The organism is Myxococcus sp. CA039A (assembly GCF_013336645.1).
GTDB lineage: Bacteria > Myxococcota > Myxococcia > Myxococcales > Myxococcaceae > Myxococcus > Myxococcus llanfairpwllgwyngyllgogerychwyrndrobwllllantysiliogogogochensis.
On the sequence record NZ_JABUMQ010000322.1, the window covers coordinates 1 to 12,998 of the forward strand.

Annotated in this window: 9 protein-coding genes; 5 read left to right on the forward strand and 4 right to left on the reverse strand. The window is 68.5% G+C overall.

The genetic code is table 11. The features are described from left to right. From HR086_RS37775 to HR086_RS37795, 5 genes are all read left to right on the forward strand, one after another. Positions 1 to 901 (forward strand): proton-conducting transporter membrane subunit (locus HR086_RS37775; protein ID WP_305794111.1); only part of this gene is annotated, 901 nt, incomplete at its 5' end. Beyond that, positions 898 to 2,340, forward strand: a complete 1,443-nt coding sequence (locus tag HR086_RS37780; protein ID WP_174468062.1) for a proton-conducting transporter membrane subunit — start codon at positions 898 to 900, stop codon at positions 2,338 to 2,340. The genes HR086_RS37775 and HR086_RS37780, both read left to right, overlap by 4 nt. A gap of 134 nt (positions 2,341 to 2,474) precedes the next feature. Then, a complete protein-coding gene (locus HR086_RS37785) occupies positions 2,475 to 3,188 on the forward strand; it encodes a hypothetical protein (protein WP_174468063.1) in 714 nt (237 codons plus the stop codon). 93 nt (positions 3,189 to 3,281) lie between these two features. Beyond that, positions 3,282 to 4,625 carry a TIGR00366 family protein gene (locus HR086_RS37790; protein WP_174459965.1) on the forward strand — a complete coding sequence of 448 codons (1,344 nt, stop codon included), beginning with the start codon at positions 3,282 to 3,284 and terminating at the stop codon, positions 4,623 to 4,625. A 93-nt stretch (positions 4,626 to 4,718) separates the two neighbouring features. Continuing rightward, complete coding sequence (locus tag HR086_RS37795) at positions 4,719 to 5,228, forward strand: hypothetical protein (protein ID WP_141641836.1); 510 nt, start codon at positions 4,719 to 4,721, stop codon at positions 5,226 to 5,228. Positions 5,229 to 5,333: 105 nt separating this feature from the next. Here the strand turns inward: HR086_RS37795 and HR086_RS37800 are convergent, their stop codons facing one another. The 4 genes from HR086_RS37800 to HR086_RS37815 all read right to left on the reverse strand — a co-directional run bounded on the left by HR086_RS37800 (position 5,334) and on the right by HR086_RS37815 (position 12,509). Beyond that, positions 5,334 to 7,145, reverse strand: a complete 1,812-nt coding sequence (locus HR086_RS37800) for a DUF4397 domain-containing protein (protein ID WP_174468064.1) — start codon at positions 7,143 to 7,145, stop codon at positions 5,334 to 5,336. A 53-nt stretch (positions 7,146 to 7,198) separates the two neighbouring features. Continuing rightward, entirely contained in the window at positions 7,199 to 9,973 is a 2,775-nt protein-coding gene (locus HR086_RS37805) for a hypothetical protein (RefSeq protein ID WP_174468065.1), read from the reverse strand. A gap of 203 nt (positions 9,974 to 10,176) precedes the next feature. Beyond that, entirely contained in the window at positions 10,177 to 11,217 is a 1,041-nt protein-coding gene (locus HR086_RS37810; RefSeq protein WP_254613967.1) for a Virginiamycin B lyase, read from the reverse strand. Between the two features lie 134 nt (positions 11,218 to 11,351). Next, positions 11,352 to 12,509 carry a substrate-binding domain-containing protein gene (locus HR086_RS37815; protein ID WP_174457447.1) on the reverse strand — a complete coding sequence of 386 codons (1,158 nt, stop codon included), beginning with the start codon at positions 12,507 to 12,509 and terminating at the stop codon, positions 11,352 to 11,354. Positions 12,510 to 12,998: the final 489 nt, after the last annotated feature.

Here is a 12,998-nt window from a genome sequence, read left to right on the forward strand (position 1 = left end):
CAGGGAGTGGGTGGGGCTCGCGTCGGCGCTGCTCATCGGCTTCTTCCATGAACGGGCCGCGCCACTGAGCGCGGGGCTCCGGGCCTTTGGCACCTACCGACTCTGTGACGTGGGCCTGCTGGCGGGGCTGGTGTGGCTGCATCACCTCGCCGGCACGACCGAGTGGACTCACCTCGCTGTGATTCCGTCGACGACGCTGAGCCTGTGTCTGGTGCTGGCGGCCATGGGGAAGTCGGCGCAGTTCCCCTTCAGTGGCTGGCTGCCTCGGGCCATGGAGGGCCCTACGCCTTCCAGCGCGCTGTTCTACGGAGCGCTCTCCGTGCACGCGGGCCCATATCTGCTGCTGCGCGCGGCACCGCTGCTGGAGCAGGCACCCCTGGCCAGGGGAGCGCTGGTGCTGGTCGGATTGCTCACGGCCCTTCACGCCACCCTGGTGTGGCGGGTGCAGACAGATGTGAAGAGCGCGTTGGCCTATGGCGTGCTGACGCAGGTGGGCTTGATGTTCGCGGAGGTGGGCCTCGGGCTGTACACGCTCGCCCTGTTCCATCTGGTGGCGCATGCCTGTTTGCGCTGTCTTCAGCTCCTCCGAGCACCTTCCGCCCTGAGGGATGTCCAGGCACGGCGCGCGGCGCTCCGAGACACACGGGCACCCTCCATCGTCACGGCCCACAGGTCGTTACCCACGAGGCTCTACCGCTTCGCACTGGAGCGCTTCGCGCTCGAGGTCCTGACGGAGCGCTGGCTGGTGAAGCCCGTGCTGCGCCTGGGGCACCGGTTGGATGGAGCAGAGCGCCGCTGGATGGACGTGCTCGATGCCGGAGCACCACGCCCGGTTCCCGTCCAACCCGCGTCACGTGCCACCGAGTCCGCATCGAGCAACCCCACCCCGGGGGCCGCATGAGCCCGACGCTTCTCCTGGTCCTCCTGGTGTCACTCCCCCTCGTGGGCGCGTTGTTGCTCACGGTGCCGCGTCAACACACGTCGGCTCGCATCACCGCCACGGGCACCTCGGCCCTCACCCTGGGGCTCGCCATCGCGGCGCTGCTCATCGCGGGAAGCGAGACACCTGCCTCCAGAGTCACGGTGCCCTGGCTCGGCGTGACCTGGCGCCTTGGCGTGGACGATGCGGGCGCGCTCGCGCTGCCACTCACCGCGCTGCTCACCCTCGTCACCATCGTCGCGAGTCCCCGCCACTCCTCCGGCCAGCGGTTCCTCACCGCACTGCTCGTCACCGAGAGCGCCACACTGGGCTTCTTCTGTGCACGCGACCTGCCGCTCCGACTCGGCTTCTTCCTCGCAATGGCCGCCCCTCTGGCGACACAGCTCGCTCGCGAGGGACGAGCCTGGCGCCCGGTCCGCGCGTACCTGCTCGCAGGAGCCCTGCCCCTCATGCTGGCCGTGGCGCTGGTGGGGCTGCTGAGCTGGCACACGGGAGTAGCAACACCGCGAGACTCGCTCGTCAGAGACCTCCCTCACGGCTGGCGCATGGGACTCTGCACGCTGCTCCTCGTGAGCGTCTGCGCGCGACTGGCGGTGGTGCCCTTCCATTCCTGGCTGCCCGTCCTGATGACCCGAGGCCCCCTCTGCGTCGGCGTCCTCTGGATGAACCTCGCCGCGAGCCTCCTTCTGCTGACACAAGTCATCCGACCGCTTCTGCCTGAGGAGTGGGCCACCGTGGCTCCCGCGCTGGGAAGCCTGGGAGCCGGCGCCGCGCTCTACGGCGCGCTACTCGCGCTCGTCCAGACAGACCTGCGCCGCATGCTGGCCTTCCTCCTCGTGAGTCAGTCCGGCCTGCTGCTCGCGGGCGGGACCCTGGGCGGTCCCACCGGGCTCCCCGGGGCCTGGCTCCAATGTCTGTCCATGGGCCTCACCTTCACGGGCCTGGAGCTCGTCGTCCGCGCCATCGAGGCGCGCACGGGCACCACGAACCTGGACCCACGCAGCGGGCTCACGGTCCGAGCGCCACGCATGGCCACGGTCTTCCTGCTGCTCGGCCTCGCCGCCCTGGGCTTCCCGGGCACGCTCGGCTTCGTGAGCGAGGACCTCCTCCTTCGAGGCACGCTCGGAGCAAATCCCCTGCTCGCGCTGCCGCTGCTGCCGGCGCTCGCTCTCAATGCCATCACGCTCCTGCGAGCCTTCCAGCACACCTTCCTGGGCCCGCGCCGAGTCCCCAGCATGCCTGCTTGCACCGAGGACCTCCTGCCCCGCGAGCGCTGGACGATGCTGACGCTGGTCGCCCTCCTCTGCGTGAGCGGCCTGTGGCCCTCCGTGCTCGCGCATCCATCCATCGCGCCGGGCGCTACTCGTCGCTCTCCGCCTCATTCCATTCCTGGGGATTGAGGACCGCTCCAGGAAACAGGTGACCCCGAAGGCGCCCGCCTCCCTGCCGCGTGCCAATGCGCGAGGGGTGTCTGGCATCACTCGCGGACGTGCCTACCGTCAACCAGAGGCCACGTGGAATCGGAGGGGTCATCATGAGACAGGTGAGCAGACGAAGAGTGCTGGGAGGAGTCGCCGCGGCCCTCCTTCTCGGGCTGGGAGGCGGCTGTAGCTCCAGCCACTCCCACAAGAAGGTGGAGACCGCGAAGGTGGAGGACTCCTGGATGGCGCGGGTGCCTCCCGACCAGATGGAGGACGTGCGTCAGGCCCAGCTCGTCGTGAGCACGGCGGAGGAACAACAGGAGCGGGCGAACGTGTCCGTGGAGGACGGCAAGCGAGACCTGCAGGTGGCACAGGGGCGCGAGCAGGCCGCGGAGGCTCGCCAGCAGGCCTCGGTGGATGCGCTGTCGGCGGCCCAGGAGACGGGGCAGGCGGACGCCATCGACCTGGCGCAGAACGACCTGGCGCAGGCCAACACGGAGCTCGCCGCCGCGAAGGCGGAGACGGCCCTGAATGAGAAGACCGTCACCACGCGCGAGTCGGTGGTGCAGGTGCGGGAGCGCGAGCGGGATGTCGCGAACGCGGAGCTGGCGCAGGCCCGCTTCCTCACCCTCCAGCGCACCGGAGACGTCCGAGCACAGGAGGTGGACGGCGATGAGCTCGCGCGGAATCTCGAGGAGGCACGCGCCAAGGCTCGGGACGCCGGGGACCAGGTGGACGCGAACATCACGGAACAGGAGCAGGCCCAGGCCACGTGGGAGCAGCTCGACGCGCAGACCCAGGCATACGGCGGCAGCGGCGAGCCGTAGCGCGGTGAGTCAGGCGCCGCGCGGACAACAGTGGTCGCGGCGTGCGGGGATGCCATAGAACGAGGGGCACACCGTCCAGGAGCGCCCGCCCGCGTGGAGACCCTCGTTCGCATCGCCGAAGCCCTCGGTCGCTTCTCCGCGCGCTTCGTGCCCAGCGCCTTCTCCATCGCCGTCCTGCTGAGCCTGCTCACCATGGGGCTCGCCATGGGCTGGGCGGACGCGCCCGCCCCCAAGGTGCTCGACGCCTGGGGCGGCGGCTTCTGGGAGCTGCTCACCTTCTCCATGCAGATGGCGCTGGTGATGTTCACCGGCTACCTGCTGGCGCTCACCACGCCCGTGCGCGCGCTCCTGGAGAAGGTCTCCGGACTGGCGCGCACGCCGCGCGGCGCCGTGGCGATGATGGCCTTCGTCTCCATGGCGCTGGCGTACATCAACTGGGGCCTGTCCCTGGTCGCCAGCGCCATGCTGGTGCGCTACGTCGCGCGGCGCAGGCCGGACGTGGACTACCGGCTGCTCGTCGCGTGCGCGTACTTCGGCCTGGGCGCGACGTGGCACGCGGGCCTGTCCGCCTCCGCGCCGCTGCTGGTGGCCACGCCGGGCCACTTCCTGGAGAAGAGCATCGGCCTCATCCCCATCGACCGGACCCTCTTCTCCACCTTCAACGTGGTGCTCACCGTGTCCGTCGTCGCCGGCCTCACGCTGCTCGCGTGGGCGCTGCACCCAAAGCCCGAACACGTGGTGCGCGTGGACCCGGCCGTGCTGGAGAAGCTCGGAGACTTCGTCCCGCCCGAGCGCCCCACGGAGAAGAGCCTGGCCATCTGGCTGGACCACGCGAGGCTGCTCAACGTCATCTTCGGCGTGCTGGGCCTGCTGTGGCTTTCCCGCTACCTGTGGCTGAACGGCGGCTGGCGCGCGCTCAACCTCAACGTGGTGAACTTCACCTTCCTGGTGCTCGCGGTGCTGCTGCACGGCACCCCCGCGCGGCTCATCAAGGCGGCGGAGGAGGCCGGGAGCGTGCTGCACGGCATCGTCCTCCAGTTCCCGCTCTACGCGGGCATCTACGGCATCTTCAAGGCCACGGGCCTCACGGACCGCATCGGCGAATTGTTCGTGTCGCTGTCCACGAAGGAGACGTTCCCCGCCGTCGTCTATCTGTACAGCGGCGTGGTGAACTACTTCGTCCCCTCGGGCGGCTCCAAGTGGGCCATCGAGGCGCCCTACCTCCTCGACGCGGCCAGTCGACTGGGCGTCGCGCCGGAGAAGGTGGTCCTCGCGTATGCGTGGGGCGACATGGCCACCGACCTCATCCAGCCCTTCTGGGCGCTGCCGCTGCTGGCCGTCGCGCGGCTCGAGTTCAAGGACATCCTCGGCTTCCTGCTGGTGGCCTTCCTCGTGTACCTGCCGTTGGTGACGCTGGCCTTCTTCCTTCTCGGGTGAGGCTGGGCGAGGGCCGCGCCTTTCGTGCTACACAGGGCCCAGGCCGGCCGGGGAAGGCCGGCTCGAACTCACCGAACGAGGGGACCCCGAAACATGAAGAAGCTTCTGACGCGGAGCATGGTGTGCGCGGTGCTGGGGATGTCGTCGCTGGCCTTGGCGCAGGACGCGGCGCCGGAGGCTCCGGCCAAGGAGCCCGCGAAGGCGCCGAGCGCCGACGCGGTGCGTGACACCTGGAACTACTTCTACAACGGCCAGAAGCAAGGTCCTGTGCTGGTGGAGGCCAAGCTCTGTACGGAGGTGGCCAAGGACGGCCCCAACAAGTACGAGTGCATCGCCGAGGTGGGCGCCGAGGGCATCAAGGCGAACACCACCGTGATGCTGTGGCAGGCCTACCTGGTGCCCCAGGGCGACTCCTACGAGGACGTCATGGTGCAGACCAAGCAGGGCGCGGTGGTGCGCGAGACGAAGGACGTGAAGCTCAAGGGCGACGGCTGGCGCGCGCGGCAGTGGACGGGCGTGCGACTGAACAAGCCCGGCACCTGGACCGTGACGGTGATGCGCGGCGACCAGGTCCTCAAGGAGCTGCAGGTCAAGGTGAACTAGTCTCCGGAAGGCCCGTCACCGGGCTTCCAGAAACACGCGACGCCCGCCGGTGGCCAGGACAGGCCCCGAGCGGGCGTCGGTGTTTTCAGCGTCAGGCGTTCCGGCTCAGGGCGCGGGTGTCAGCGGGCTGAAGAACGGGTCGTTCGGCGCGGACGGGCTCCAGGCATTCACGCGGGTGTTGATGGCGCGGTACGTGAGGGTGTTCTCCCACTCTCCGATGAGGACGAGGAAGGTGGGCGTGCCCAGCACGCGGCCCCGGATGGTGCGCTCGATGGGCGTCGCATCCGCGGTCCTCAGGCCGAGCCAGGTGTAGACCGGCGTCGTCGTGGACACGGGCGGAGAGAACGCCGCGCCCGTGACGGGCTGCGTGGCCGTGGCGAAGGTCGCCCCCGTGAAGAGCGGCGTGAAGACCTCCCGGCTTGAGCCGTCGGCCTGGAACGAATAGGAGCCGAAGGTGAGCGGCGCAGGCGAGCTGGCCGAGCAGTGGATGAAGCGCAGGAACGGTGACTGCGCGCCCTCCGCCGAGAACTCGTCCCTGACGACGGTGAGCGTGGGCGAGCCCTCCACCCGGCCACACAGCACGCCCAGGTAGCGACGACCCGCCTCCAGGGGACCTGTGGCCGCGCCCTCCAGCACCCCTTGCCCGGGCTGGCCATTCACCGTGAAGCGCAGCGAGAAGCCCGTGGTCGACACCGGGAGGTCCGCCACCTTTGGCGCGGCGCCGTAGGCCACGGCGGTCGCGATGTTCGACGAACCGCGGATGGCCTGGAGCTGCGGCGTCGTCCCTCCGACGGTGGCTGGCAGCAGGCCGTTGAACAAGTACACGAGCGGGCCACGCTGGAAGCGCGCGACCGTGTTCTCCTTCGCGGTCACGAACAACAACGCGGGAGCCCCTTCGTCGGAGAGGGTGCGTCGGTCCTCGCCGGTGTTGATGGCGTAGTACGCCTTGCCCTCCGTCAGCGTCCCGTCCGCCAGGGAGTAGAGCAGCCAGCCGCTCTGGGCGGGCGCGAAGATGGGCGAGGTTCCAATGACAGCCACGCGCTTCGTGTCGACGGGGACCAGAACGCCTTGCTCGACGACATCCGCCGAGTACGCGTCCACGCTGTTGTTCTCGTAGGGTTCGCCCGCCTCGTTCGCGAGGCGGCGCCTGGCCGAGGCCGAGAGGACCCGGTCCGCGGACATGAAGCGCACGTGCACATTCCCCGGCTGCGCGGAGAGGGTCAACGCATGGTCCCTGAGCACCACGAGCCTGGGCTTGTCCGGGCGCTCCTGCCCGACCTGGAGCAGCGAGCCGGCACCGACGACCGTCACCCACTCGTCATCCGCCAGGGTGACTTCCGCCAGGGCCGCGAGGTCCGGGGCCTCCGACGTGCCTTCCGCGTCCCGAGCCACCACGCGCACGCTCTGGGTGGGCCCCGTCAGGATGACCTCCTGGAACTCCGACACGGCCGCCGCGCCTGCCTTCACCACCGGGAAGGTCTCCGCGTCGCCCACGCGCAGGGTGACGTGGAAGGGCTCCCACGGCTGATCCGCCACGTCGGTGGGGTTGTTCTTCAATCCGACGAAGGCATTGATGAAGCGCACGTGCGCTCGGAAATCGGGAGGGCCCGCGTCGGGAGGGCCCGCGTCCTCACCGCCATCCGTTGGAGTGGGCCCCCCGTCCTCTCCACCATCCGTCTGCGTGGGACCTCCGTCCTCTCCGCCATCCATTGGAGGATGTCCTCCGTCGCAACCACCCTGCCCTCCGTCACAGCCCGCATCCACCGGAGGCGCGCCACTGTCCCGCCCGGCGTCGTATCCCGAGTCGACACTCCCGGAGTCCGGCGGCCCCTCGTCATCGTCTCCACAACCGGTGACGCCCACCCCGAGGGCGAGTCCCACCATCAACAGCCACGAACCCAGGACGTTTCTCTTCACGTTGACGCTCCGGAGGAATCGACTCGCTGAAGGACTCACAGGGACGGCGCGGCTCATGGCGCCACCTGTCGCTCACACTCGGTCCGCAGGGGGTAGATGGCGCCCGGCCCCTTGGACAGCTCATCGCGCAGGTAGAAGTACGCCATCACCCCCACGTTGAACTGCGCGCGCTGAAGCCACTCACCCAGCGCGGGCTCCTGACCCGCCCGGACCGCGTCCGTCAGCGGGTTGTCGAGCGAGCAGACCTCTTCCCACATGCGCACGCCGCCAATGGCGTTGCGGTTGCCGCTCGGAGGCTCGGCGGAGGCCGTGCCGAAGTTGCCCGTGCGGATGAGGTCACAGGCACCGCGCCCGGCGCCCAGCATGTTCGCGCCCCACTTGCTCCAGTCCGACGTGCGCGGGGAGAAGTCGATGTCCACCTCTCCGTATTTGATCCACGCGCTCATGAACTCCGGAGTGAACTGGACCGCCGTCCCACCGGAGGCCATGTACGCCAGGTAGCGCGCGCCCCCGTGCGGGTTGATGCTGTCGAACCGCGTCAGGTGGGAGACGCCATCCCTGGAGCCGAACAGGCCAGCGACGAGGTTGGCCACCCGACCGCCATTGAGCGCCACCAACACCTTCGCCGCGCCTGTCTGTCCATCTCCCACGCGGCCGTGGCAGTTGGAGCAGATGCCCTGGAAGGCCGTCGCGCCCGGCGTCGTGTAGTAGAGCTCGCCCCAGGGCGCCCGGGGATTGCCCAGCGCATTCACCATCCACTTGTCGCGCGAGTCATTCCAGGGGTCATGCCCCGCCGGAGGACTGTCGCGCTGCGGGAAGCGGCAGGTGCGCTTGGGCAACCACCAGTTGGTGGGGAAGAGCTTCCTGGCGAGCTGCTCGTGCCGCTCGGTGATGGCGTATCGGGTGAGGTACTCGAACTCTCCCTGGCCGATGGCGTCCTTCCAGGCGGGATTGCGCGGCTCGTAAGGAACCTTGTCGGTGAAGTCCTCGGCAATCCACTGCACGTCCGAGGGGTCCGTACACGCGCCAGCCACGACGGTGTCCGCCTGACGCAGGCGCGCCTGGCGGGCCTCGGCCTGCTGGGCGGGCGGCAGGAGCTTGTCGGCGGGCCAGTCCAGCGCCGCGATGTAGCGCGCCACCAGCAGCGAGGCCCGGCAGTCCTTGCCCGGCACGTTGGTGGGCATGTGGATGACGCGAGCATCCGTGTCCCGCGCCACGCGCTGGTAGAGCGTGCTGGAGGGCGTGCGCAAAAGCAGGTCCTGCGAGTAGTCCTTCACCTCGCAGTCCACATAGACACGCTGGCCGTTGCTCTCCTTCACGCCGCACGGCTTCCAGCCGAAGAGGACGCCGCCCGCGGAGAAATCCAGCGAGGCGATGGCGGGGTTGCTCCGCACCGCGAAGCCGTTGGGGTTGTGGCACTGGCCGCAGTTGCCGACGAAGTAGCCCTGCAGCTCCAGCGTGGCCTTGTGGGCCTCCGGTGAAGGGGCCTCCGCCTGCGCCGCCTCGGCGAAGCGCTCCAGCCGGGGCAGGGACGTCTCCAGCGCCTCCAACTGGCGGTAGGCGGGCACGCCGGTGATGACGCCGTAGCGCACCAGCCGGTCCATCTGGTTCAGCTCGTCCTCGTCAATCAGTGCCTTCGCATCCACCCCGGCCTCGCCAGGGGCCCGGCGGTTGAGCTGCAGGGGGGTGAAGCCCAGGATGAAGTTCTGGGCCTCGGAACCGGTGTGGCACTGGATGCACCGGTGGGCGCCCGGAATCGCGTAGTTGCGCGTGGCGCCGCCAATCTCATACGCCTTGTAGACGAGCACGCGGTCGGAGAAGGGCTCGTTGTTCCGGTAGCGCAGGTCATGCAGCTCCGCCACAGTCTCGTCCTCGTTCCAGAGGTACGTACCGAAGAGCGATTGGTTCCAGGGCTCGCGGACGATGATGAGCCGCGTCTCCATCTTCCGGTAGCGCCGCTGACCCTGGAGGTCCGTCACCGACTTGAAGAACGTCTTGTAGAAGCGCGTGTTGGGCGGGATGTGGAACTTCTGCGTCTGCTCGTCGTACCGGATGGACTGTCCTTGTGGCACATGGACCAGTCGCAGCTTCTTGGCGTTGTCGGAGAAGAGCGGATAGGTGGGCGCGAAGGCCACGGTGCCGTGGTCGGCCAGCGTGTCCGCGTCGAACGTCACGATGTCGCTGTCGGTCTCCGACAGGAAGCGGGGCAGCTTCGTGAGCCCGGCGAAGAAGGTGTCCTTCTGCGGGTCGCTTCCCAGCGGATGGTCCTTGGCGACCTGGGGGATGCAGTTGCCAATGTCCGTCAGCGAGTCGCCCACCTCCCGCGCCACGGTGACGCCGCCCTCCGAGCTGGCCTCGCACACGACGGGGAACGTGCCTGTCGGCGAGCCCCGGGCAAGCCAGGCATTGAGCGCGCAGGACAGCTCCACCGCCTCCTTGAGCTGCTGGGGCGAGGCCCTGGGCGGCATCTCTCCTTGAGAGGCTTTCAGGGCCATCCGCGCGCCGTCGCGTTTGAGGCCCTCCAGGTCCGCCGTGTACTGGAAACCTCCCTGGATGTTCGGAGGCAGATGACAGGAGGCACACTGCGTTCCCACGCGCGCCAGCAGGTTGTCGAAGTTCTCCGTCACCGGCGCCCGGGTGGCGGCCCGCCGCAGGGGAATCTTCTCGCTGGAGCGCGCCGGGGTGCAGCCGCGCTGGAAGGGAGGCACCACCACGGGCACCTCCACCACGCCCGCCGGCTCCGACGTACATGCCAGCAAGGCGGGGAAGAACGACAGACACACCACCAGCACGCGGCCTGGGGCAGGCCCCATCCGAGTCATCCCCATGTTGATGTCCCTCCCGCATCCCCTTGGATGCACCGTGGTCGCCCCCAGGCCCTCCGAGTCATGTCAGACACGGAGGACCTGCCAGGATGGGTGCACCCTAGCCGTGGGTTCCGACAGGGAATGACAAGTCCTTGCAACAAAATCAGACACCACCCCGCACACCCGGAAGCATGTCTGTCTCGGAATCGTCACGCCCCGGAACGTCAGGGAACGGCGATGGCGCGCAGCTTCCCGAGCTTGTGGCCACCGCGCTCGGTGAACCAGACATGCGCGTCCAGGCACCAGTTGCCCGGAGGCGCGATGACGATGCCAGACGGGCGGCTGCCGGGCGTGGGCAGGGCGAACTCGGTGATGGCGCCCGCGTAGGTGATGCGGCCAATGCGGTTGCCCGCGAGCTGGGTGAACCAGAGCTGGCCATCCGGCCCCAGGGCGATGGCGTTCGGCTGGCTTCCGGCGGTGGGGAGCGGGAACTCCGTCACCACGCCGTCCGGGGTGATGCGGCCAATCTGGTTGGCGGCCTGCTGCGTGAACCAGAGATTGCCATCCAGGCCCGCGACGATGGAGGACGGCGAGGAGCGCTCGGTGAGCAGGGCGAACTCGGTGATGACACCCTCGAAGGAGATGGAGCCGACCTTGTTGGCCGCCTGCTCGACGAACCACAGATTTCCGTCGAAGCCCTGGGTGATGGCGCGCGGCTGGGCGGCGGGGGTGGGCAGCGCGAACCCGGTGATTTCACCCGAGGGGGTGATGCGGCCAATGCGGTTGCCAATGACCTCCGTGAACCAGACGTTGCCGTCCAGACCCGCGGCGATGCCAGCCGGGCTGGCGCCCCGGTTGGGCAGAGGGAACTCCGTCACCACGCCGGCCGGGGTGATGCGGCCAATCTGGTTGGCGGCCAGCTCCGTGAACCAGAGGTTGCCATCGAAGCCAGCGGCAATCTGCTGCACGCCCGCGCCAGTGGTGGGCAGGGAGAACTCGGAGATGGCGCCAGCGCGGGTGGCTCGGCCAATCTTTCCGGAGCCAGCCTGCGTGTACCAGAGCGCCAGGTCGGGCCCCAGGGTGATGCTCAGCGGGCCCGCGCCGGTGGACAGGGAAATCTCCTCGACGTCGCCCACGGCGCCACGCGAATCACGACACACCCAGGGCGCCGCGTGGAGGTCCGAGGCCAGCGCGGGAGCGCCGAGCCAGGAGGTGGAGAGCAACAACAGGGAGGAGCGGAACAGGACGCGAAGCTGAGAGCGCATGGTGGATGGGGCTTTCGTCTGACACAGGTGGGCGCGGAGGGTCTTCCCTCCACGAGAGACGGGCCGGAGAGGCAGACAGGTGCCCTCCGGCCCGAAGCATTCAGTGACAAAGACTGTCGAGGCGTGACGTCACATCAGATGCCGGAGCAGAGTCCCGCGCCACGGCCCAGGTTGCCGCCGCAGGCCAGCGGCGTCAGGAGCTCTTCAGGCGCGCACGCGATGAAGCCCTGCTGCGTCAGGATCTCCTCGAACTCGGTCGAGTTGGTGTCGTAGATCCACTCGTAGAGGACGCCCTCCTCGAACGACTTGGCGCGGTTGACGTTCTCGTTCAGGAAGATGCGGCGAGAGAGAGGATAGACATCCGTCGCGCCAGACTGCAGCAGCTTGCGCACGTTGGCTTCGCTGGGAGCAATATACTTGCTGGTCGTCGGGGTGATGGGGGCCACGGCCTTCAGGTGGAGCTTGTCGTTGCCGGTCTGCGTGGCCGAGTCACCGGCGTAGGCGATGGCGTTGTTGTTGCTCACCGTCAGCTTGCCGATGCAGGTGGTGGCGCTGTCCGAGGACGTGCAGGGGCTGGGGTTGGAGACAGAGCCGTCGACGATGACGGTGATGCCAGGACAGAAGGTGCCGCCCTTGAGCAGCGACTTGAACGTGTCGGTGGTGCCGGAGAGGTCATCGCGGCGGTACTTGACGATGGTGGCGGACGGCTGACCGAACGCGTTCCAGTTGGTGGGGCACGCACCGGTGATGGCGACGCCAGCGCTGTCGGTGGCGAAGAAGATGCGGCGCAGCTCCTCCGTGGTGAGGCCCTTCTCCACGCCGGAACTGGGGTCGAAGTCGGGGAACAGCGCGAACCGTGCCGACGACACGAACGCGCTCACCGCGTCCAGGGCGATGGTGTTGCTGCGCTCCCCAGGGCAGCAGGCGCCCGTCGCCGTGCCGCTCACACAGGCCGCACCCGACGCCGTCTTCGGCGCCGCGAAGTCACGCGACATGGGGGCCAGCGTCTGCGCCCCCGAGCCGCAGAAGCCGCTGGAGCCCACGCCATTGCGCAGGCAGGCCTCGCCCACGCCAGAACCCTTGCCCTCGATGTTCAGCCCGGCACCCGACTGGATGTTGGCCGCGATGAGGGCCTCCTTCAGCGTGTCCGAACCATGGAAGTTCGGAATGGCCAGCGACGCCTTCTGCTCCACCGCTTGGGCAGTCTGAGCCCCCGCGCCGGACTGACCTCCACAACCCACGACCGACATGGCAACCACCGTGGCGGACATCACCCACTTCATGCTGTTCATGGACGGCTCCTTGGCTGCTGTGCTGGATTCAACGCAACGCAAGGTGCCTGAATGGACAGACAATCACTGACTCAACTCTGTCAAATCTTGGCCAGCGTCACGTCACGCCAGCGCCGACACGTAAAACCCAATCCGTTGCATGTTCGTGTTTTTCATCGAATCGTGATGTTCGCATCCGCCCCGTCACCCGCCTTGTCCATGCGCCGGGATGAAACCGAGTCCCTCACGACGCCTGTCATCCCCAGGACAGATGAGGGCCACGCGCCACGCCCACCTGCCTGCTCGAAGCGCTACAGGCCTGTCTGCCTTCCGGCCGGGCGCGTCGTTTTTCCTCCAGCGTTGGCTGGTGGACAGGGATTTTTTCAGGAGAACGAACACCTTTCTCGTCCCCCAGGCCGGGGTCCCTCTCGCGCCCAGAGGGAAGTGCCTTTCGGAAGGACTGCTGGCAATCACCTTGCAGAAGCGTCCCCGCGGTTGAAGGGCAGGGGG